Below are 21,690 nucleotides of genomic sequence, written 5' to 3'. Positions count from 1 at the left end.
TGCTGTCAGGGTGCCGATTGACGGCGTACTTGTGTGGCTTATCGGTTCAACTTACGGATACGTTCCGACGGCGTAATGATGTCGGTGAGGCGGATACCGAACTTCTCGTTGACCACCACCACTTCACCTTGGGCGATCAGGTAGCCGTTGACAAGTACATCCATCGGCTCACCGGCCAGTGCGTCGAGTTCTACCACCGAACCTTGCGCGAGCTGCAGCAGGTTCTTGATGGGCACCTTGGTGCGACCCAGCTCCACCGTCAACTGCACGGGGATGTCCAGGATCATGTCGATGTCGTTGCGTTGGGCGCCGCCCAGGCCGTCTGCCGTCAGGGGCTTGAACACCGGGTTGGATTCGGCGGCGGGCGCAGCGGCCGGCGGGTTTGCCGCGGCACGCTGCGCGGCTTCCAGGGCCATGGCCTCTTCCATCGTCATCTCGACATCGATGTCGTCGGCGTTGGCTTCGGGGTTCATGGTCGGTTCAGTTGTCATCGTCAGACTCCGTGGCAGCCTCGCTGCCGCTCATATTCAGCATGCGGTTGACCCGCAGTGCGTATTGGCCGTTGAACGTGCCGTAGTTGCATTCCATGACGGGCACACCGTCTACCTTGGCGGTCACGCAGTCATCCAGCTCCAGCGGAATGACGTCGCCGACCTTCATGTTCAGGATGTCTGACACCTGCACCTTGGCCGTAGCGAGGTCGGCAATCAGCTCCACCTCAGCGGTCTGCACCTGTTGCGACAGCAGCCGCAGCCAGCGCTTGTCCACTTCCAGCGCTTCGCCCTGGATGGCGGAGGTGAGCCGGTCGCGGATCGGCTCGATCATGGTGTACGGCATGCAGATGTGCACGTCGCCGCCGTTGTTGCCAAGCTCAATGCTGAAACTGGTGGTGATCACCACTTCATTGGGCGTGGCCACGTTGGCGAACTCGGTGTGCATTTCCATGCGCAGGAATTCGAAATCGATCGGATAGACCGGCTGCCACGCCTTGGCGTAGTGCTCGAAGACGAGGTGCAGCATGCGCTGGATGATGCGCTGCTCCACGTCGGTAAAGTCGCGGCCTTCCACGCGCATGTGGAAGCGCCCGTCGCCACCGAACAGGTTGTCGACCACCAGGAAGATCAGGTTGGGGTCGAACACGAACAGCGCCGTGCCACGCAGCGGCTTGACGTGCACAAGGTTGAGCGAAGTCGGCACCACCAGGTTGCGGATGAACTCGCTGTACTTCTGCACCTTCACCGGCCCGACGGAAATCTCCGCATTGCGCCGCATGAAGTTGAACAGCCCGATGCGCCAGTTGCGCGCAAACCGCTCGTTGATGATTTCCAGCGTGGGCATGCGCCCACGGACGATGCGCTCCTGCGAGCCCAGGTTGTACGAGCGTATGCCCGAGGGGTCGGCGGCTTCGACGGGGTCGTCGTCCGCGTCATCGGACACGCCCTTCAGGAGCGCGTCGATTTCCTCCTGGGAAAGAAACTCTTCCTTGAGCATGTCACTGGATCACAAAGTTGGTGAACAAGACGTCTGCGACGGGTGATTCCTTGCCGACAGCCTTGAAGACGTGTTCGCACAGTTCAACGATTTCCTTGGACAGCTTGACCTTGCCCTCCGCCGGGTACAGCTCGGTGGGCGTCTTGCTGGCCAGCAGCATCAGGACCTTGCTGCGCAGCTCAGGCGTGTAGGCCTTGATCTCTTCTTCGGCATGCTTGTCGAAGCTCTTGAATGTGATGCCGATCTGCAGATAACGGTCGTTGCCTTCCTCGGGCTGCAGATTGACGGTCAGGGTTTCCATGGCCACGAACACCGGCTCTTTGGGCTTGGGCGGTGCAGCGGGGCCGGATGCGGCGTGGTTGCCGCCTCCGAGAAAGAACCAGGCAGCGCCGCCGCCCATGCCGACGAGCAGGAGCACGATCAGGATGATCAGCAGCAGCTTGGTAGAGCCGCCCTTTGCTGGGGCGGGGGCGGTAGTGGCGGCAGCGGCTTCGGCCATGGGGATCACTCGGGGACTAAGGGGGGGGTGGGCTTTCCCGGCTCGCATCGCGCAACACACCGTAAAACAACGCAAAGCACAGAGTCGGGTTCTCGGATGGCATTCTTCCCCACCTGTGTCCAGCTCATTCCAGCAAGAAACGCGGTCAATCCCGCTTATCTCGGGCGTTTGCGATGTGCAGGGTCGGGCGGTGCGTACACAAAAAGTGGTTTTTAAAGCACTTTCATGTGCCAATGATGTTGCATCGCGCGCCTTGGCGCCCGCCCCGGGTGGCCAGTTCCGCCGCAAAAGTGACGTTGGCCCGAAAGATTTGCCCGTGCGTGCCGTTGTAATGGAGGAACGCGCCGGCACGTCCCGGCCCTGCATACCTGCGTTGCCTTGCCGGAAGCCGCCTTGAATTCCTTGCCCTTTTCCACCCGTATTGACCTTGCACTTGTCGATGCCGATGGTTTGCCGGCCGACTGTCCTGCGCGCGGAGAGCCGCCGGGCTTCTGCCCGAAGCTGGACCTGCTGTCGATGGTCAACGCGCTGACAGAGGGCATCCTCGTCTGTGGGGCAGACCGCCGCGTCACCTACGCCAATCCGAGCGCCGCACGGCTGCTGGGTTTGCCGGTGGAAGCGCTGGTGGGGCGCTTGCTGCCCACGGTTGTCAACGCCGCGGTGGATGAATTCGATGCGTCCATCCACGAGGCCGACTGGCCCGATCAGGACGTGATCGCCGAAGGTCAGCCGCAGTTGAACCAGATTTTCGGGATGCACTGCGTGGATGGCCGCACCGTGTGGGTTTCCAGCAACTGGACGCCGCTGTATGCCGACGGCGGTCATTCGATGACGGCCTCCCCACGGGCGTCGGAAGCCGGCGCGACGCCATACTCGGTGCTGGTGTCTCTAGTCGACATCACGCAGATCCGCGAAGCGCAGCAGCGCATCCGGCATCTGGCCACGCACGACACGCTCACGGGCCTACTGAACCGCTCCGCGCTGGAAGATCGCCTGGAGCACGCGCTGGCAATCGCGCGCCGCAACCAGTCGCGCGTTTCGGTCATGTTCCTCGACCTGGATCGTTTCAAGAACGTCAACGACACGCTGGGCCACCAGTTTGGCGACATGCTGCTGCGCGAGGTCGCTGCCCGCCTGCAGGCCTGCGCGCGCGAAGCCGATACCGTGGCCCGCCTGGGCGGCGATGAATTCGTGGTCATGCTCGAAGCGCTCGATGGCCTGGGCACGCGGCGTGTGGCCGAGCGCATTCTCTCGGCCATCAGTGCGCCGTTCTATATCGAAGGGCAGGAGTTGTACCTGGGCGTGTCAATCGGGATTGCCGTGGCGCCGCACGACGGCGACGACCCGAACACGCTGCTGCGCAAGGCCGATGCCGCCATGTACCTGGCAAAGGAGCGCGGCCGCAACAACTTCCAGACTTTTACGAGTGACCTCGACGACCGCGTCTCGCGCCGCTTCCGCATTGAATCGGGCTTGCGCCGCGCAAGCGATCGCAACGAGTTCTATGCCGACTACCAGCCGCGCGTTGACGTCAGGAGCGGCCGCATCGTCGGCGTGGAAGCGCTGATCCGCTGGAACTCGGCCGATTTCGGCCGCATGATGCCTGGCCAGTTTATTCAGGACGCCGAAGAAACCGGCCTGATCGTCGAGATCGACCGCTGGATTCTGCGTGCCGCCTGCGACCAGCTTGCGCGCTGGCGCCGCATCGGGCTGCCGGACTTGCGCATGTCGATCAACCTCTCGGGCCAGGCATTCAGCTCGGGGCAGCTGAGTGCGATGGTGCGTGGCGCGCTATCGACCAGCGGCTTGCCCGGCAACGCGGTGGAACTGGAGATGACCGAAGGCATTCTGATTCGCGACGATCCGTCATTGCATGCGTTGCTCACCGAGCTGCGCGCGATGGGCGTATCGCTGGCCCTGGACGATTTCGGTACCGGATATTCATCGCTGTCGTATCTGCACCGCTTCCCGATCGATACGCTGAAGATCGACCGCTCGTTCGTTCAAGACCTGCCGCACGTGGCAGAGCGCGCGGCCATCACGCGGGCCATCATCATGATGGCGCAGGCCATGGGCATGAAGACCGTGGCCGAAGGCGTGGAGACCACCGGGCAACTTGAATTTCTGCGCGAAGTCGGTTGCGACGAATTTCAGGGCTATCTGCTCACGCGGCCGCTGGAGCCGGCAGCGGTGCAGGACCTGGTGCGCGAGAACGCGCGCCGCTACGGCGAGCGTGTTCCCAGATTCTTGTAGATCCAGAGTTTTTTAGGGTGCCCTGAAAAGCGTAGCGAGCGCCCCGAGGTTGGCGTGAGAAGCGCAGCCGTACATGGGTATGGCGAGCATCGCACCGCCAAGATCGGCTCGCGCAGTAGCTTTACGGGACACCCTAGAGTTGCAGGCCGTTGCTGACTACGTACATGGTCAGCTCGGCGTTGTTGCGCAGCTTCATCTTCGAGAGCACCCGCCCCCGGTACACGCTGACCGTCTTGACGCTGATCTGCAGCGCCTCGGCGATCTCGCCCAGCGTGCGGCCAGAGCCGAGCATGCGCAGCGTCTGGAATTCGCGGTCGGAAAGGATGTCGTGGCGCGGCTTGTCCCAGTCGACGTTCAGGTTGTCGGCCAGGACTTCCACGAGGTCCGAAGGCAGGTATTTCTTGCCCTTGGAGATGGCGTTGACGGCGGCCAGCAGCTGCGGCTGGCTGGCGTCCATCGGCAGATAGCCAGAGGCGCCCGCCTTCAGCGCCCGTACGGCAAGCAGCGCTTCAGGGTGGCGGCCCAGTGCCAGCACGGCCAGGCGCGCATGCTGCTGGCGCACGGTCTTGATGGTCTGGAATTCGTCTCCGGTGGCCGATTCCACCGAGAAGAGCATGACGTCCCACTCGCGCTGGGCAAGCAGGTCGTTATTGGCATCGCGCAGGTCCGGCACGGCCTCGATCTGCCGGGCCAGGCGCGAATCCTTGAGGATCTGGCGCAGGCCGACACGGGCAATATCGTGCGGTTCGACGATCAGGACATTGAGCATGGTGGGTGTTGCGGGTCAAACGCGGGCTCGCATCGAGCTCTTCTTTCCGTCCGCAGGCCTTCCGGCCGAACTGGCGGGCTTGCAACTCCCCATCTGTGCACTGTGTGGCGCTCTATATATAGAGGGATGCTGGCGCCTATGAACCGGTCGAACGAGTATAGCCGAGGGCCTGCAGGCCAAGAAGCAGGCTCGCCGCCTCTTTTGGAGGGGTGCCGCAAGTCAGGCGGCCGCAAGCCCAAACCGCCGCCGACGCACAAATTTGTCAAGGTGACCCTAAACTTTCCTCAGAGGCCACCGATAACCTGAGTACAACGCAGACCTGATCCCCTTCAAGTTGCAGGTCACGTTGCCCGGCCTAGCCGGAATTAGCAAACACGGGCAACAAACCATCGGGAAACTTAGGAGCCGTCATGTCCCTCAGCCTCAATACCAACATCTCGTCCCTGCAAACGCAGCAAGCACTGTCGGCATCGAAGGATGCCCTGCAGACCTCGCTGCAACGTCTGTCGACCGGCCTGCGCGTGAACAGCGCGAAGGACGATGCCGCTGCTTACGCTGTGGCCTCCAGCCTGACGACCACGCTGAACTCGCAAACCCAAGGTATCCAGAACGCCAACAACGCACAGTCGTACCTGCAAACGGCTGACTCGTACCTGGGCCAGGTTGAAAACAACCTGCAACGTATGCGCCAACTGGCTGTGGAAGCCAACAACGGCGGTCTGTCGACCACCGACCAGGCCAACCTGGACAAGGAATACCAACAGCTGGCCACGGCCAACAAGAACATCGAGACGAACGCCAACTACAACGGCGCCAAGCTGTTCGATGGTTCGGTGACGTCGACCACGTTCCAATACGGTCAGAACGCATCGACCGACGTCGCTACCGTCACCAACGCCAACCTGGCAAGCTTCGGCACGCTGAGCGGCACGAGCGTGACGTCGACGGCCAACGCAACGGCAGCCCAGGCCAAGATCGACACCGATCTGGCAAGCCTGAAGGCAGCCCGCGCTGACCTGGGTGCACAGCAAAGCGGTCTGACCTCGACCATCAACACGCTGACCTCGTCGAACACGGCGCTGTCTGCCGCCAAGTCGGTGATGATCGATACGGACTATGCGTCGGAAACATCGAACATGACTCGCCAGAACATCCTGCAGCAAGCGGGTACGGCGATGCTGGCGCAAGCCAACTCGGCACCGAACAGCATCCTGAGCCTGCTGAAGGGCTAATCGGTAAGCTGAATGCCACCCTGCCGCCTGGCGGCTGGGCCAAGGGCCGGCGCTCCTCGGGGCGTCGGCCTTTTTTCTTTTGTCGGATACCCCTCCTTTTCGTGGGTGGCGCCTGCATAACCTGCCCTAAAGAAGCTGCGGCCCGTGCCGTTGTGTAGAGAGACTTCCGCCGGCGCAGACGCTTATCAGACCCGATCATGGCGACTACCACTACCACCTCCTCGACCAGCACCTACGTTCCGCCGATCTCGATTCCCGGTATCGGGACGAGCATCGACGTCAACTCGCTGGTGTCCAGCCTCATGAAGGTGGAAAGCCTGCCACTGACACAGCTGCAGACGCAGCAAAGCTCGTACCAGACCCAGTTGTCGGCTGTGGGGTCGCTCAAGAGTGCGCTGTCGACCTTCCAGACCACGCTGTCGAACCTGACGAGCGCGTCGAACTACAGCGCGATGAAGGCCAGCGGCTACGACACTTCGATGCTGAGTGCGTCGGTGACGGGTTCGGCGCCTGCGGGTTCCTACGCGGTCAATGTCACGCAGCTTGCGCAATCGCAGGTGCTGGCGGCGCAGGGGCAGACGTCCACCACGACCGCCATCGGCAGCGGCGCGTCGACCACGATTTCGTTTTCGTTCGGCTCGGTGTCGGGCGGCTCGCTTTCGGGTGGCAAGTACACCGGTTCGACGTTCACCCAGAACGGCAACCTGGCGGGTGGCTCGATCACGATCGATTCGTCCAACAACACGCTCGCGGGTATCCGTGATGCGATCAACTCGGCCAACGTGGGTGTCTCGGCCAGCATCGTGAACGACGGCAGCGGCAGCCCGTACCGCCTGGTGCTGACGTCCACCGCGGGCGGTTCCAGCTCGGAGATGAAGATTTCAGTGTCGGGCGACTCGACGCTGCAATCGCTGCTCTCGCAAGACCCGGCCGGCACGCAAAACATGACCGAGGTGACCACGGGCCAGAATGCCCTGGGTACGATCAACGGCATTGCCGTGCAGAGCCCGACCAACACGTTGTCGAACGTGGTGGATGGCACATCGTTCACGCTGTCCAAGACGGGCAGCACCAACGTGACGGTGGCCAACGACCCGACCGCCACCACCACCGCCGTCACCAACTTCGTGAACGGCTATAACGCGCTGCGTACGCAACTGAACGCGCTCACCAACATCGACACCACCAACAAGGCTAACAACGGCCCGCTGGCTGGCGACGTGAGTACCAAGACGCTCATCAACCAGATTACCGACGTGCTGGGCCAAGCGGTGGGCAACGGCAATTACCAGTCGCTGGGCAGTGTGGGCGTAACGATGAATTCCGACGGCACGCTGTCGGTGGACAACACCAAGCTGTCGGCTGCCATTGCAAAGTCGCCCAGCCAGGTTGCCGGTTTGTTTGCCGGTACCGGCACGGCCACCGATTCGCTGGTCAGCGTGCCGACGTTCTCCGATTCCACGCAGGCCGGCAGCTACGCCGTCAACGTGACGCAGTTGGCCACGCAGGGCACGCTTACGGGTTCGGCGGCCGCTAACACGACCATCACGGCGGGTGTGAACGACACGCTCGCGTTCAACATCAGCGGGATGTCCGTCAACGTGACGTTGGCGGCCGGCAGCTACACCGCGGCGACGCTGGCTGCGCAAATCCAGAGCCAGATCAACGCATCGACCACGCTGCAGAACGCCAAGGTCAACGCATCTGTGTCGGCCAATGCCAGTGGCGTGCTGAGCATCACCGATAGCCAGTTCGGCTCGGTGTCGGCGGTCTCGGTATCGGGCGCGGGGGCTTCGTCGCTCTTCGGCGCGAGCCCCACGGCCGCCAACGGTGTGGATGTGCAGGGCACCATCAACGGCGCGGCAGCGACCGGCTCGGGGCAGAACCTGTATGGGATCGCCGGTTCCGCCACCGACGGCTTGAGCGTGCAGATTGCCGGTGGTCCGCTGGGCGCCCGTGGCACGGTCACGGTGCAGCGCGGTTACGCTGCCCAGCTCAACACGGTGATGACCAACCTGCTGTCGTCCAGCGGCATGGTGCAGAACGAGACGGACTCGATCAACAGTTCGCTCACCTCCCTTGCCAGCCAGATCACCGCCATGCAGACGCGGCTGGATAACAAGCAGGCGCTGTACTACACGCAGTTCAACGCGTTGTCGGCAGCGGTGGCGAGCATGACGAACACAAGCAATTACCTGACGACGCAGCTCGCGGCCATTACAAAGCAGACTTCGAGCAGCAACTAAGCCAGGTTCAGGTTTAGAGCACAACCCAAAATAAAACAGACTACAGCGAGGACCTTTTCCATGTACGCTGCACGCCGTGCCATCGGTGCCTATGCGCAAGTCGGCATCGAGACGTCCGTGGTAGACGCCAATCCGCACCGCCTGATCGCCATGTTGTTTGAAGGCGCGCGCGCCGCCATCAACCTGGCCAGCGCCGCCATCCAGCGTGGCGACGTGCTGGCCAAGGTGCGGGCGTTCGACAAGGCCATCTCGATCATCGGCCAGGGCCTGCAGGCCAGCCTTGATCACCAGCGCGGCGGCGACATCGCCGTGCAACTGAACAATCTGTACGACTACATGCTGCGCCGCCTGCTGGTGGCCCACGGCAACAACGATCTGACGATCCTCGCCGAAGTGGACGCGTTGCTTGTCCCGCTGCAGGATGCGTGGCTCGCCATTGGCCAGATGGGCCAGCCTGGCACCGCCGTGGCGAACAGCCACCTGAGCGTTGTGAGCTGATTGCCGGTCGTTTGTAGTAAGCGACCTTTGACTGAATTCGGCCCAACTGGAGCCAATATGCAACGCAACATCCCGATCAAGGACAGCGAAAGTCTGTTCACCTGCTACGAAGCCATCGCACGCCTGACCGCCGAAATGGTGAGCGCGGCCGAAGTGGGGAACTGGGAAGTCGTCAGTACGCTTGAACGCGAGAGCGCCGCCTATGTGGATGCACTGCGCCGTTCCGAGCCGCATCCGCAACTCTCGCGCGCAGACGTGGAGCGCAAGCGCACGCTGCTCGTACGTATTCTCGAAGATGACGCCCGCGTGCGCGCCATGGTGTATCCGCGCCTGGACCGCCTGCAAAAGCGTATCGACACGGCGCGCCGCGCCACTACCGCAAGCAACGCTTACGGCAGCATGGCGCGTTACTGAGACGAAGCGTCCTGCAGTTGTTTTGACAGCGTCAGATAGTGCTCGGACTTGCGTGCGAGCGCGTGGCTCTGCATCTGGTACACGATGGCCAGTTGCTGGGCAGCGAGGAAGCTGCCCCGACCGACGACGCTGCCGTCCATCTCCGGCTGATCACCGATCTCAAGGCAGCGGTTGAAGACCTGTTCTGCCAGCGGTAGCCACCGGCTGCCCGCCTCATCAGGGTGCTTGGCGGCCGCATCCAGCAAAACCAATCCCAACGCAAAGCAAAGGTCCGGAAAATCTGGCCACGTCTGGATGGCGACATCGCCTTGCGCCAGTGCTTCTTCAATGCGGTCGGCCTTGCCCAGGCTGTACACATAGCGCAGCGTCAGGTTGCGGCGGTACGGCGCATCAGGCGGCGCAAGGCTGAAGGCGCGCGCGTAGTAATTCACGGCCTTTGCGTAGTCTTCGTGATGCAGCTCGGTTTCCTTGCCGAGCTGATACAGCACATACGGGTCGTCCGGCCTGTGCGTGAGTTCATCGAGCAGCAGTTGTGTGTTGCGCTCGCCTTTTATCTGCATCCTGACCGCGGTATAGCCGTCATGGCGCACCACGATTGGCACGCGCGCCGCAGGCAATGACGACACGGGCTGCTCGTGAATGCGCCCGGTGTAGTGCACGCCGCGTGGCAGCACACGCGGGATCCACGCAATCAGTTGGCTGGCGGATTCGGCCGCGTCGGTATCGTTCTTGACGCACACCACGCCCACTGCCGGTTCTGCACCGCAGAGTGTGCGCAGATGGTCGCCGCCGCTTTCCAGCCATTCGTCAGCGTCGAGGATGAGGTTCCAGTCGGCGTTGGCTGCCTGCAGCGCCGTGTTGCGCGCGGCGGAGAAATCGTTCGTCCAGGCCATGTGGCTGACAAGTGCGCCGCACGACTGCGCAATGGCGACGGTGTCGTCAGTCGACCCCGTATCCAACACCACCATGCGATCGACAAATGGCTTCGCGCTGAGCAGGCAGCGCGCAATGCTGGCGGCTTCATTGCGGGCGATGACGACCAGCGCCACATCGGCAGAAGCGGACGGGGCGCTCATTCGCGTTCCTCCGCCGTGGCGAGGGCGTCGAGCAGCTTGCGCAGCACGTTGCGCGTAGCGCCAATTTCATCGCGTTCCAGCGGAATCTTGCACGCAAGCGCTTCGGGCACCTTGGCGGCGCGTTCGCGTAGCGTGCGGCCGGCATCGGTCAACTCAATGACGACGCGGCGCTGGTCATCGGGATCGCGCGTGCGGGTGACCAGGCCTTGTTCTTCCAGGCGCTTGAGCAGCGGCGTAAGCGTGCCCGTATCGAGGTACAGCGTGCGCCCGAGGTCACCCACGGCACACGGCGCCTGCTGCCAGCACGCCAGCATCACCAGGTATTGCGGATAGGTCAGGCCCAGTTCATCCAGCAGCGGGCGGTAGAGGCGCGTCAGCAGATGGCCGGCGGCATACAAAGGAAAGCAGAGCTGCTGATCGAGCGCCAGCACGTCGTTCACGGAAAACTCCCGGGGGGACGGTCTGGCGCCCGAGCGACGAGTGCCGCATCGGCCCGAAAAGGGCTAGCAAGGCTCAGCGCGTGACCGTGTTCAATTGGACGTCAATATTGCCACGGACGGCATGCGAATAGGGGCATACACCGTGTGCGGCAGTCACAAGCGCCTCCGCCGTCGCCTGATCCACGCCGCCCAGCGTGGCTGCCAGCGACACTGTCAACGCAAACCCGCCATCTTCGCGCGGGCCAATGCCCACCGTGGCCGTCACCGATGTCGACGCCAGCTTGATCTGCTTGCCACGTGCAACATGCAGCACAGCGTTTTCAAAGCAGGCGGCATAACCGGCGGCAAACAGTTGCTCCGGGTTCGTGGCCGCACCGCCTGCGCCGCCGAGTTCGCGCGGCAGCGACAGGGGCAGATCCAGCGTGCCATCGGCGCTGCGAACATGGCCGGCACGGCCGCCTTCAGCGGTGACTTGGGTCTGGTAGAGCGTCTTCATGGTCGGGTCCTCTTATTTAGGAAGCCCGGTCGGCGACATGTCGGCCGGGAGCTCGATCTTGAAATCGATGACGCAATTATATTGCACGCAATATAAATAGCAAGGGCGACCAGAAAGCCTTTTCCGGAACGTGGAAAAGGGCGGGGCAGCGTGATCTCAGATCGACATGCTCATGACGCTTTGGTATGCCGAGACCAGCTTGTTGCGCACCTGCACGGCAGTCTGCATGTCGATGTTGGCTTTCTGCAGCGAGAGCATTACGTCGTGCAGATCCACGTCGTTGTTGCCCATCTCAAAGCTGCGCGAAATGGATTCAGCCTTCTGCTGTGAAGCGTCGACACGGTCCAGCGACGACTTGAGCACGGAGCCGAAGTCGACACTGGGTTTGCTGGCATCGCCGCTGGCGGTGCTGCCGCCGACGGCGCTTGACGGTGCCAGCACGCTGTTCATCAGCGAGACCACGGAATTGGCGTTGGAGAGGTCCATGTTGGCGTGACCAGTGACTCAGGGAAATTTGGCGAGCGTCTCGAGCTCCGACACGAAGCGGACTTCACGGCCGGCCGGCACCGCAATGTCCATCGGAATTGGCGTCACGACGATGGTGTGATGCGGAATGGCGGCATCGTCGTCGAGCACCAGAAACTCGGTTTCGGCAAAGCCGTGCGCATGGTGAAACACCTGAAGCGGCGCGCGGCGCAGGGTTGCGTACTTGGGCGGCTCGGGCTTGAACGGATCGAGCTTCGTCACGTATTCGAACGCCGCGTTGACGCGGTACAGGTCATACGGCGCCGGCAGATCGGACACTTCGCCCAGCGCGCGGATGCGGTTGGCGATGTAATAGTTGTCGATCCAGTTGCCGCCTTCATGCGTGCGCAGGCGCAGCGCCACCTTCATGCGCGCCAGCACAAATTGATTGATGGCGTTCAGCCATTCGGGGCGCTCGGCAGCCGGCAGCGTGTGCGAGAACTTGCCGAACAGGTATTCCAGGCCACCGCGATAGCGGTCCCACGCGTGTTTCACTTCTTCGTTGCCGGCCTGGGCGCGGGTCTCATCGGCAAAGTAGCGCGAGACCGAGCGATAGAACGGCGTCTTGCTGAAGTACACCGCGCTGGAGCCGATCATTTCTGCCGCGTGCACGAAGGCGTAGAACGCAGGTTCGGGCGCGCTGAAATAGATGCGATCCATCACCTCGCGGCGTGCCAGGTAGATCTCCGGAAAGAGGTGGTGCGACAACACCAGCGCCAGCAGCTTGGCGTAATCGTGCTGCTCGATCAGGTAGTTGTCGTCCTGGCGATAGAACATGGTGACGTCCTGCCGCGTCGGCAAGTCGTGAATGAACCACGGCGCAAAGATGACATCCACGCCCGGGTTGCGCTCGAAGATGTCGATGTTCTTGTTAATCTCGGCCAGGATCGGCAGATCGTCGTCGGCGTGATAGAGCACGTACTTGCCCTGCGCGCTGCGATAGAGCTGGTTCAGGTTTTCTGCCGAGCCGAGGTTCGACGGGCGGCGGAAATACCGGATGTTCAGCTTGTCCTGATAACGACCCACGACCTCTTCGGTGGCATCGGTCGAGCAGTTGTCGCCGATCAGCAATTCGTAGCTGAACTTCAGTTCGCCGATCTGCGAGACCAGTTCTGCGAGCAGGTTGTCGAGATAGCGGGCGCGGTTGTAGGTCGGGATGCAGACGCTCAGCGCCACCTGCTGGATGGCCTCCGCCTGCTTCACGGGCGCCACGTCTTGCGGCGCTTCGGGTTGGATTGCTTCGATTTCACTCATTGGATGAACTCGCGCCAGTGGAGGGTCTGAGGGCACATGTACTGCTTGCCGGCCGGGCCATGATTGGCAATCAGGTCCAGGCTGCTGACAAACGGGGTGAACGCGCCATGCAGTTGCGGATACGGCCGCATGGCGTAGTTCATGTATTCGACGGCAACGCCTTGCTGCTCGAACTCGGCGTGGGCCAGGTAGTTTTTGGCGCCGTGTCCGGTGATGTAGGTGTCGCCTTGCAGCTTCTTCACGATGGCGAGCACACGGTCGGTATTGCGACCGGGAATGTCCAGTTCAGGCGCGTCGACAAACTTGCGGTCCAGCTCGATGCCCAGGTAGCGGCACAGCGCACGCATGGATGCCAGTGCCAGTTCGCCCATGTTCGGGTAGTCGGCTTCGTACACGGAGCGCACCAGCGCCAGCATGTCGCTTGCATGCGGCGCGGCCTCGTAGGCCTGCTCCAGCATGCGCAGATGCTGCGCTCGCCAGTCGACGTTGGCAGCCGGTTTGACTTCATCAATGCGCGCGCCGAGGTGGAACTTCTCCAGCGGCACCGTCATCCAGCGCGTGCCGGCCGGCTCCTTGATCTGCACGCGGTTGGTGAAGCTGCCCTTGGAGAACTGCACGTCGGCGTAATTGACGAGCACGTCGGCCAGCAGTATCTGCTCAAGCAGCCCGACCCACGGGAACAGCATCGGTTGTGTGATCACGACCTTCATGACGCCAGCATCCGTTCCATGAGAACAACGTCGTGCCAGCGGTTGTCTTGCAGGTAGTGACCGGCCAACGTGCCGACGGTCCGGAAGTCGAGTTTCTCGTACAGCGCGATGGCGCGCGTGTTTTCGGCCAGCACTTCCAGCGTGATCTTGCGCAAGCACAGCGTTTCGCTGGCGTAGGCAAATGCGGCTTCGCATGCGGCGCGCCCGTGGCCCTTGCCTTGCGCAGACGACGCCAGGCAGATGCCGAGCGAAGCGTGCCTGTTCACCGCATCGATGTGGTTCAACTGCAGGTAGCCCAGCACGCTGTCATCTGCCTGGCTGGCAATGACGAAGAGCACCAGGTCGCTCTGTTTCGATTTTGCGATCAACCAGTCGCGCACACTCGCGGCCGAGTTGGGCCGCGGGCGCGTCATGAGTTGCAACTGCGTCGGCACATCGTTGCGCAGTGGCAGCAGTTGCGCGATGTCGCCCTCGCGCCATTCCCGAAGGACGAGTGAGCCGCGCGCGATCATGGCTGGAAGCGAAAATAGCGGAAGCGATTCGGATACGCCGCTTCCACGGTGTGCCGCACTTCGTCCGCAATGACGGGGTTGACGGCGAGGTACACCACCTCAACCTCATCCGGAATGCTGTCCAGCGCCACAACCGGCTTACCCGCCAGGGAAGACCCTTGCAGATACGGGTTCTGATCAACAAACGCCCGCAGGGCATGCGGCTGTTGCAAGTTGCTTGCGGTGTAGGCGCCATAGAAACCGGCGCCATAGATCACGGCGGGCGCGCTGCCGTGCTGCGTTTCAAAGTCGGTCAGGTGGCTAGAGGCTTGCTGCCAGAAGCGGGCAAGCTTGCTGGCGGCGCTCTGTGTGTCGGCCAACGCTTGTGCATCGAGCACCGGCGCGACTTTGCTGTCACCAGGACGGCGCACGGCGGTCACGACGAACGCGCCACGGTGGCTTTGCGCGTCGGCCTCGAGCAGGTCAAACCCGTGGTTGGCCAGCAGCGTCTGCAGCGACGGCTGCGTGAAATGGTTGACGTGATCAGCCACCAGAAAATCCACCGAATTGGTGAACGTATTCGGCACGATCGCGTACAGCACGCCGCCGTCGCGCAGCAGGCCGTGAATGTTGCGCAGTGCGGTCGTCAGGTCGGGGATGTGTTCGAGCGAGAAGAACGAGCTGACGACATCGAACGAACGCTGCCATGTCGGCGGGATCGTGTACGTCGCCCATTGTTCGGGGCTCAGGAATTTTTCCCAGAAGCCGACGTAGCGGTCGCTGATGTCGAACAGGTGGACGTTCACGTCAGGGCGTTGCTGCTTCAGCAGGCGCATGGTCGCGCTCTTTGCGCAGCCGAAGTCGACCACGCGCGCACCTTCCGGTAAGGCGAGCTTGCGCTGGAACGTGGCGACCTGGTGATCGGCGCGGAAGATTTTCTGGCCGTTCTCCACGGCGTAAATCTGGTCTTCTTCCTCGCTGCCCACGAGGATGTCGTACTCGGTGTCGTAGAAGCTGCCGTTGTCACACAGTTCGACGGTCTGGATATGGCCGCACGCGGCGCAGCAGAAGACCTCGAGCGTGCCGTCCATGGCGCGGCGCAGGGAAGACAGCGAGCTTTGCGGCGCGGCGCGATAAATCGGTTCTGGCAGCGGTTGCTGGCAGACGTTGCAGGGCAGTGCACCTTGGATCATGGTCAGGCTTCCACGGAGAGTTCGGGGTGAACGGTACGGAAGTCGACGCCATTGGCGTACGAGCCCTTCCAACCGTGCGAGCGCCCGGTCGGCTCGCAGAAATTGAAGTAGCGGAACTGCATCGACCAGCGCGAGCGCTGGCTCGTGTTGTGGCCGGAGGCGTGCAGCACCAGGAAGTCGACCATCACCAGGTCACCCGGCTTGGTGAGCGGTTGCACGTGCGGATAGCGCGCGAGGTAGCTCGCCTCGTCCTTGATCAGCAATGCATAGGCGCCTTGCTTGCCGGCGTTGTCCGGGTCGGCGCTGAAGACGGGCAGCGGGCCTTCTACGTGCGAGCCGGGGCAGAACTCCACCGGCCCGATCTCGGGCGTGATTTCCACCAGCGGGCTCCAGAACACCACGCCGTCCAGGCTGCGCAACTGGGCCGGATATTCCTGATGCCAGTTGGCGCGAAATTTCTCTTCGCGCGGGTTGTCGATGCGAATGCCGGAGCCGGCGTGCGCAATGCCCGGCAGCGCGCCGGGGCGCACGCTGCGGACGAGCTGCTCATGGCGCTCGTCGCCCAGCAGGCGGACAAAAGCGGGGATCTGCTTGACGGCGTCGTACACCTCGGCGCCGTACTTGCGATTGGCCTTGATGACCGCCTGATAACCGTCGTCGAACCGTTCCGGCGCAAACGGTGCGCGCTCGATGCCGAGACGGTACTTGTCGATCACCAGACCGATGATGTCGTAGATCGCCCGCTGAATCGGCTCCACCTGCGACGGCGCGTAAAAGTCGCGCAGGATCAGCAGGCCGTCGCGCTGGAAGGTCTCGATCTGATCGGGGCTCAGGATGCCAGGCATGTCAGCGTCTCCTGATGTTCGCGCACGAGATCGAGCACCACGTTGCACACCGTCGCGATGTTCTCGCTCGACATGTCGTGATACGACGGCAGGTTGATGGCGCGCTCGGCAATCGCGTAGCTGTTGGGCGCGTTGTGGCGCGCGGCGGCGGCGGACGTGCCGAACAGCTCGGTTTCGCTCAGCGGATAGAAGAACACGCGTGCGTCGATGCCGCGGCGCGAGAACGCAGCCAACAGGCCATCGCGCGTAATGCCCAGCGCTTCGTCAAACACCACGGTGGGCATCCAGTAGCTGTTGAGCGTGCCGGGCGCCTCGGGGTTCAGCGCAAGGCCGGCGACGCCGCCAAGGTGCGCCTGATACTCGGCAAAGATCTCGCGCTTGCGTGCAATCAGTGCGTCGATGCGCTCCAGCTGCGCGCAGCCGATGGCGGCCTGCACGTTGGAAATACGGTACTTGAAGCCGATGAAGTCGGACCAGAACTGCTTGCCGCCCGGCACGCGGCCATGGTTGTTCAGTGTCATCACGCGGTCGTACAGCGCGCGGTCGTTCGTGACGAACATGCCGCCTTCGCCCGTCGTCATGGTCTTGGTGCCATGGAACGAGAACGTGCCGAAGATGCCTTGCGCGCCCGTTGCATGCCCGTGCCAGCGCGAGCCAATGGCCTCGGCTGCATCTTCGATGACAGGAATGCCGTGGCGCTTGCCGATGTCCAGCAGGCGGTCCATCTCGCATAGGTTGCCGTAGAGGTGCGTGGCAATGATCGCTTTCGTGCGCGGTGTGATGGCCGCCTCCACGAGCGCCGGGTCCAGGCACCACGTGTCCGGCAGGATGTCGACAAACACCGGCGTGGCGCCCACGTAGGTGATGGGCGACGCTGTGGCGATCCAGTTCGTGTCGGCCAGGATCACCTCATCGCCGGCGCCGATGCCGAGCGCTGCCAGGCCCATGTGCATGGCACCGGTGCAGCTTGATGTGGCAATGGCGTATTGCGTGCCGACAAACGCGGCAAACTGCTTTTCGAAGCGGTTGATGTAGGCGTAGCACTGGTCGCCCCAGCCGTTGCGTGCGGCGTCGGTGGCGTATTCGACTTCCAGCTCGGTGATCGACGGCTTGGAGTACAGAATCTTTTGGGTCATGGCTGTTCCTGCAGTTCAGGATTCAGGGCGCGCAGCGTGATGCCCGCAAACGCGTCTGTCAGCGGCGGATGGTTGCGGTCCCGGTCGGAGCATTCGGTCATGTCGAGCGGCCAAGCGATGCCTAAGCGGCTGTCGGTCGGGTTGAGCCCGTCTTCAGCGGCTTGTGCGTATGGCGTCGAGGTCAGATACAGCAGTTCGCAATCGTCTTCCAGCGCCTGGAAGCCGTGGGCAAACCCGCGCGGCACCAGCAGGCTGTTGTGCCGTTCGGCAGACAACTCCACCGCATGCCATTGCAGGAACGTTGGCGAGCCCGCACGCAGGTCAACGGCCACGTCGAACACACGGCCGCGCACGCAACTCACCAGCTTGATCTCGGCATGCGGCGGGTATTGAAAGTGCATCCCACGCACGGTGCCGCGCTTGGCGGAATACGAGTGATTGATTTGCGCGATCGGGCTATCGAAGCCGGCGGCGGCGAGTTCATCTGCACAGAAGAAGCGCGTGAAGTAGCCGCGATGGTCACCGATTACCTTGCGGTTGATTTCGACCACGCCGGCCAGCGGCGTCGGTTGGATGGCGAAGCGGCTCATGCGGCGCTCCTGGATGTGGCAGCAGACGCGACGGCGGTAAAGCGGTCGATCTGCTGGTCACAGAGCGCGCGTGCGCCCGCTGTCTTTTCATGCAGATGCCGATACCACGCGGCGGTCTGTTCCAGCGCGGTCTCGAACGGCCATGCTGTCTGCCAGCCTAGTTGCTGGCGTGCCCGGCTCGCGTCCAGATGCAACATGCCGGCCTCGTGCTTGCCGGTGGCGGCATTGGCGTCCAGTTGCCAGATCAGCGTGGGCCAATGGTGTTGCAAGCCTTGCAAGACCTGTTCGACCGTGCGGGTGGCGGCGCTGTCCGGGCCGAAGTTCCAGGCGGTGGCGCAGGCTGCGTCACCGGCCAGCAGCCGTTGCGCGAGCAACAGGTACCCATGCAGGCAATCCAGAACGTGCTGCCAGGGCCGCGTAGCGTGCGGCGAACGGATGATCAGCGGGGTACCGGCACGCATCGCGCGCTCGGCGTCGGGGATGAGCCGGTCTTCTGACCAGTCGCCGCCGCCGATCACATTGCCTGCGCGGCCCGTGGCCAGCAGCGGGCCGTTGGCGAAGAAGGCGCGCCGGTAGCTTGCGGCGACCAGTTCCGCGCAGGCTTTGGATGCGCTGTACGGGTCATGGCCGCCAAGGGCATCGGTCTCGCGATAGCCCCAGGCCCACTCGCGGTTGTCGTAGCACTTGTCGGTGGTAGCCACCACGATGGCCGACAGGTTCGTGCAGCCGCGCGCAGCTTCCAACACGTTCACGGTGCCCATCACATTGGTGGCGTAGGTGCCAACCGGGTCGTTGTACGAGGCACGCACCAGCGGTTGCGCCGCGAGATGGAACACCACATCGGGCCGCGCCGCTGTCATCGCGGTACGCAGGGCCTCCGCATCGCGGATATCCGCCAGCGTATGACCGGCCAATGCGGGTTCCACGTCAGCAGCGGTGAACAGATTCGGCGTTGTTTCCGGTGCCAGGCTGTAGCCGTACACCTCGGCGCCAAGCTGGCGCAGCCAGAGCGCAAGCCAGCTGCCCTTGAAACCGGTATGCCCGGTCAGGAAGACGCGCTTGCCGGCCCACGCACGCGAGTCGAGCGTCACCACTTTTTCCATGGTGCACTCCCCGCCTGCCAAAGGGCTTCCAGACTGTTCTTGTCGCGCAGCGTGTCCATCGGCTGCCAGAAGCCGTGGTGCTCGAACGTGTTCAGTTCGCCCATCTCGGCCAGGCGTGCCATTGGCGCGCCTTCCCACGGCGTGTCTTCGCTCGCGATGTATTCGATCACCGATGGATTGAGCACGAAGAAGCCGCCGTTGATCCAACTGCCGCCGTCGCCGGGTGGCTTTTCAGTAAAGCCGGTCACGCGTGCGCCGTCGCGCTGGAGCATGCCGTAGCGGCCCGGCGGCTGCACGGCCGTCACGGTGGCCATCTTGCCGTGTGCGCGGTGGAAGGCGATCTTGCTCGTGATGTCGATGTCCGACACGCCATCGCCGTAGGTGAAGCAGAACGGCTCGTTCGGGTCCAGGTACGCTGCCACGCGCTTCAGGCGCCCGCCGGTCTGCGATTGTTCGCCCGTGTCGACCAGCGTGATGCGCCACGGCTCGGCATGGCGCTCGTGCACGGTCACTTCGTTCTTCGACATATCGAACGTCACGTCCGACATGTGCAGGAAGTAATTGGCGAAGTACTCCTTGATCACGTAGCCCTTGTAACCGAGGCAGATGATGAAATCGTTGATGCCGTGGGCGGCATAGATCTTCATGATGTGCCACAGGATCGGGCGGCCACCAATCTCGATCATCGGCTTGGGCCGCAGGTGCGATTCCTCGCTGATGCGCGTGCCGAGGCCCCCGGCCAGGATGACTGTCTTCATGATTGCGTGCTCATGCGGCGACGGCTGCGCTGCGTTCCTGCATCTGCCGCGCGAGGTCCGAATATTGGTTCGACTTGATGGCCAGCGTGTCGGCCAGGGCGCGGTAGGTCAGCGCCAGGTACTTTGCGGCGGCAAAGCTGCCGCGCCCGAACACGGCAGCGTCCAGCTTGGGCTGCTCGCCAATCTCCAGGCACTTCAGGAAGGCGTTTTCCGCCATTGGCAGCCACTGTTTCTCGGCCTGCGCGGGGTCTTGCGCCGCTGCCTCGAACATCAGGTGGCCCAGCATGTAGAAGTAGTCGGGCGAGCCGGACCACTCTTCCATCCATTCACCCGCCAGTGTGATGGCCGCGTCGAGTTGCTTCGATTTGGAGAGACACGCCAGCAGGCAGATGCACAGGTCATGCCGATATGGCGCCGCCTTGGGTGCCGTTGCCAGTGCGCGCTGGTAATGCGCGGCGGCCTCGGCCGGGTCTTTCTGGTTGATCTCGAAATCTTTGCCGAGCTGGTAAAGCACATACGGGTCATCCGGATGCGCGGCCAACTCCAGTTGCAACAGGGTGTGGTTGCGCCCGCGCTTCTGGTCCAGCTTGGCGTTCATATAGCCGTCGTGGCCAATCACGAGCGGCAGACGCACGCGCTGCAGGTTGGCTGCAGTTGCGACCGGTTGCTCGTGGATGCGGCCCTTGTAGCGCACGCCGCGCGGCAAGAGGCGGGCGATCCAGCTATTGGAATGCTCCACATGGCCGGAAATGTCGTATTCGCTCCGGATGCAAACCACGCCGAGCAGCGGGCCAAAGGTGCAAGCGTTGCGCAACTCTTCCGTGCCGGCCTCGATCCACTCGTCGGCGTCCAGCACGAGGTTCCAGTCCGCATTGGCGGCGGCCAGCGCGGCATTGCGTGCGGCGGAAAAATCATCCACCCACGTGAAATGGTGCACCTGCGCGCCGCACGCCTTGGCGATCGCCACGGTGTCGTCGGTCGAGCCGGTATCCAGCACGATCATGCGGTCGACGTGCGGCTTGGCGCTCATCAGGCAGCGCTCGATGCAGGCGGCCTCGTCGCGGGCGATGACGACCAGCGCAAGACTGCCCCGGGCGGGCTTGGCGTGGTGCTTGGCGTGTTTGGACATGCGGCGCGAAGAAAAAGAAGCGTAGAAAAAGTGACGTTAGATCGACATGCTCATGATGCTCTGGTACGCCGAGACGAACTTGTTGCGCACCTGCACCGCGGTCTGCATGTCGATGTTGGCCTTCTGCAGCGAGAGCATCACGTCGTGCAGATCCACGTCGTTGTTGCCCATTTCGAAGCTGCGCGAAACGGATTCAGCCTTCTGCTGCGACGCGTCAACCCGGTCCAGCGACGACTTGAGCACCGCCCCGAAGTCAACGCTGACCTTGGCGCCGTCCCCCGTGGCCGAACCGACACCCCCGCCAATGCCACCCACCGTGCTGGACGGCGCCAGCACGCTGTTCATCAGCGAGACCACTGAATTGGCGTTCGTAATATCCATGTGAAAAAAGCTCCTCTTTTCTTTGTCTTGCTTGTGGTGCTGTTGATTAGCTGCCTGGGCCGGCATTCCTGGAGCGCTTTCCGCCCTGGCCGGTTGGTCGCTATGGCGCCACGGTGATGCAAAGGTAGCCGCCCGGCCGCCGTTCCCAAGCGCCCAAAAGA

General features: G+C 62.9%; 24 protein-coding genes. 5 read left to right on the top strand and 19 right to left on the bottom strand.

Going from position 1 to position 21,690, the window contains the following annotated elements; all coding sequences use genetic code 11:
• Positions 1-38: 38 nt before the first annotated feature.
• Genes fliN through fliL form a run of 3 tightly spaced genes read right to left on the bottom strand, consistent with a single transcriptional unit; the run spans position 39 to position 1,990 of the window.
• Entirely contained in the window at positions 39-491 is a 453-nt protein-coding gene (fliN, locus tag ACEN9T_RS04315) for a flagellar motor switch protein FliN (protein WP_092971065.1), read from the bottom strand.
• Positions 481-1,491, bottom strand: a complete 1,011-nt coding sequence (gene fliM / locus ACEN9T_RS04310) for a flagellar motor switch protein FliM (protein WP_092971066.1) — start codon at positions 1,489-1,491, stop codon at positions 481-483. Before fliM ends, fliN begins: the two co-directional genes overlap by 11 nt.
• Position 1,492: 1 nt before the next feature.
• Positions 1,493-1,990 carry a flagellar basal body-associated protein FliL gene (gene fliL, locus ACEN9T_RS04305; RefSeq protein WP_092971067.1) on the bottom strand — a complete coding sequence of 166 codons (498 nt, stop codon included), beginning with the start codon at positions 1,988-1,990 and terminating at the stop codon, positions 1,493-1,495.
• Between the two features lie 516 nt (positions 1,991-2,506).
• On the opposite strand from fliL, the gene ACEN9T_RS04300 reads away from it, so the two are divergent.
• A complete protein-coding gene (locus ACEN9T_RS04300; protein WP_092971347.1) occupies positions 2,507-4,243 on the top strand; it encodes an EAL domain-containing protein in 1,737 nt (578 codons plus the stop codon).
• 133 nt (positions 4,244-4,376) lie between these two features.
• Here ACEN9T_RS04300 and ACEN9T_RS04295 read toward each other — a convergent pair whose 3' ends face one another.
• Positions 4,377-5,012: a response regulator transcription factor gene (locus ACEN9T_RS04295; protein ID WP_092971068.1), complete on the bottom strand. Its 636-nt coding sequence runs from the start codon at positions 5,010-5,012 to the stop codon at positions 4,377-4,379.
• A gap of 410 nt (positions 5,013-5,422) precedes the next feature.
• Here ACEN9T_RS04295 and ACEN9T_RS04290 point away from each other — a divergent pair, with 410 nt between their 5' ends.
• From ACEN9T_RS04290 to ACEN9T_RS04275, 4 genes are all read left to right on the top strand, one after another.
• On the top strand, positions 5,423-6,244 hold the full coding sequence (locus tag ACEN9T_RS04290; protein ID WP_092971069.1) for a flagellin: 822 nt from the start codon (positions 5,423-5,425) through the stop codon (positions 6,242-6,244).
• A 197-nt stretch (positions 6,245-6,441) separates the two neighbouring features.
• Entirely contained in the window at positions 6,442-8,490 is a 2,049-nt protein-coding gene (fliD, locus tag ACEN9T_RS04285) for a flagellar filament capping protein FliD (RefSeq protein WP_413706529.1), read from the top strand.
• A gap of 60 nt (positions 8,491-8,550) precedes the next feature.
• The gene (fliS, locus tag ACEN9T_RS04280; RefSeq protein WP_092971071.1) at positions 8,551-8,988 is read left to right on the top strand and encodes a flagellar export chaperone FliS; all 438 of its coding nucleotides are present in this window, start codon (positions 8,551-8,553) and stop codon (positions 8,986-8,988) included.
• Positions 8,989-9,045: 57 nt separating this feature from the next.
• A complete protein-coding gene (locus tag ACEN9T_RS04275; RefSeq protein ID WP_092971072.1) occupies positions 9,046-9,402 on the top strand; it encodes a flagellar protein FliT in 357 nt (118 codons plus the stop codon).
• Here ACEN9T_RS04275 and ACEN9T_RS04270 read toward each other — a convergent pair.
• From ACEN9T_RS04270 to fliE (ACEN9T_RS04200), 15 genes are all read right to left on the bottom strand, one after another.
• Positions 9,396-10,478, bottom strand: coding sequence for a glycosyltransferase family 2 protein (locus ACEN9T_RS04270; protein ID WP_092971073.1), 1,083 nt, complete (start codon positions 10,476-10,478; stop codon positions 9,396-9,398). The genes ACEN9T_RS04275 and ACEN9T_RS04270 overlap by 7 nt on opposite strands.
• Positions 10,475-10,918 carry a MarR family winged helix-turn-helix transcriptional regulator gene (locus ACEN9T_RS04265; RefSeq protein ID WP_413706528.1) on the bottom strand — a complete coding sequence of 148 codons (444 nt, stop codon included), beginning with the start codon at positions 10,916-10,918 and terminating at the stop codon, positions 10,475-10,477. Before ACEN9T_RS04265 ends, ACEN9T_RS04270 begins: the two co-directional genes overlap by 4 nt.
• A gap of 73 nt (positions 10,919-10,991) precedes the next feature.
• Positions 10,992-11,414, bottom strand: coding sequence for an organic hydroperoxide resistance protein (locus ACEN9T_RS04260; protein WP_092971075.1), 423 nt, complete (start codon positions 11,412-11,414; stop codon positions 10,992-10,994).
• Positions 11,415-11,570: 156 nt separating this feature from the next.
• Positions 11,571-11,900: a flagellar hook-basal body complex protein FliE gene (fliE, locus tag ACEN9T_RS04255; protein WP_092971076.1), complete on the bottom strand. Its 330-nt coding sequence runs from the start codon at positions 11,898-11,900 to the stop codon at positions 11,571-11,573.
• Between the two features lie 18 nt (positions 11,901-11,918).
• On the bottom strand, positions 11,919-13,193 hold the full coding sequence (locus tag ACEN9T_RS04250; protein WP_413706527.1) for a glycosyltransferase family 2 protein: 1,275 nt from the start codon (positions 13,191-13,193) through the stop codon (positions 11,919-11,921).
• A complete protein-coding gene (locus ACEN9T_RS04245; protein ID WP_413706526.1) occupies positions 13,190-13,903 on the bottom strand; it encodes a WbqC family protein in 714 nt (237 codons plus the stop codon). The genes ACEN9T_RS04250 and ACEN9T_RS04245 overlap by 4 nt, the downstream gene beginning before the upstream one ends.
• The gene (locus ACEN9T_RS04240; protein WP_413706525.1) at positions 13,900-14,415 is read right to left on the bottom strand and encodes a GNAT family N-acetyltransferase; all 516 of its coding nucleotides are present in this window, start codon (positions 14,413-14,415) and stop codon (positions 13,900-13,902) included. The genes ACEN9T_RS04245 and ACEN9T_RS04240 overlap by 4 nt, the downstream gene beginning before the upstream one ends.
• Entirely contained in the window at positions 14,412-15,587 is a 1,176-nt protein-coding gene (locus ACEN9T_RS04235; RefSeq protein WP_092971080.1) for a class I SAM-dependent methyltransferase, read from the bottom strand. The genes ACEN9T_RS04240 and ACEN9T_RS04235 overlap by 4 nt, the downstream gene beginning before the upstream one ends.
• Positions 15,588-15,589: 2 nt before the next feature.
• Positions 15,590-16,432, bottom strand: a complete 843-nt coding sequence (locus ACEN9T_RS04230; RefSeq protein WP_092971081.1) for a phytanoyl-CoA dioxygenase family protein — start codon at positions 16,430-16,432, stop codon at positions 15,590-15,592.
• Complete coding sequence (locus ACEN9T_RS04225; protein ID WP_413706524.1) at positions 16,417-17,568, bottom strand: DegT/DnrJ/EryC1/StrS family aminotransferase; 1,152 nt, start codon at positions 17,566-17,568, stop codon at positions 16,417-16,419. Before ACEN9T_RS04225 ends, ACEN9T_RS04230 begins: the two co-directional genes overlap by 16 nt.
• Complete coding sequence (rfbC, locus tag ACEN9T_RS04220; RefSeq protein WP_413706523.1) at positions 17,565-18,158, bottom strand: dTDP-4-dehydrorhamnose 3,5-epimerase; 594 nt, start codon at positions 18,156-18,158, stop codon at positions 17,565-17,567. Before rfbC ends, ACEN9T_RS04225 begins: the two co-directional genes overlap by 4 nt.
• Positions 18,155-19,261: a CDP-glucose 4,6-dehydratase gene (gene rfbG, locus ACEN9T_RS04215; protein ID WP_413706522.1), complete on the bottom strand. Its 1,107-nt coding sequence runs from the start codon at positions 19,259-19,261 to the stop codon at positions 18,155-18,157. Before rfbG ends, rfbC begins: the two co-directional genes overlap by 4 nt.
• Positions 19,246-20,019 (bottom strand): glucose-1-phosphate cytidylyltransferase, encoded by a 774-nt coding sequence (rfbF, locus tag ACEN9T_RS04210; protein WP_027679896.1) that lies wholly within the window; start codon positions 20,017-20,019, stop codon positions 19,246-19,248. Before rfbF ends, rfbG begins: the two co-directional genes overlap by 16 nt.
• A 10-nt stretch (positions 20,020-20,029) precedes the next feature.
• Complete coding sequence (locus ACEN9T_RS04205; RefSeq protein ID WP_092971085.1) at positions 20,030-21,148, bottom strand: glycosyltransferase family 2 protein; 1,119 nt, start codon at positions 21,146-21,148, stop codon at positions 20,030-20,032.
• A gap of 36 nt (positions 21,149-21,184) precedes the next feature.
• Positions 21,185-21,529, bottom strand: a complete 345-nt coding sequence (gene fliE / locus ACEN9T_RS04200) for a flagellar hook-basal body complex protein FliE (protein WP_045203479.1) — start codon at positions 21,527-21,529, stop codon at positions 21,185-21,187.
• Positions 21,530-21,690: the final 161 nt, after the last annotated feature.

The sequence above is a fragment of the Ralstonia sp. Ralssp110 genome, assembly GCF_047325135.1.
Taxonomy (GTDB): Bacteria; Pseudomonadota; Gammaproteobacteria; order Burkholderiales; family Burkholderiaceae; genus Ralstonia; species Ralstonia mojiangensis.
Note: the sequence above shows the minus strand (reverse complement) of the source record. Positions and strands in the feature narration are given on the sequence as shown.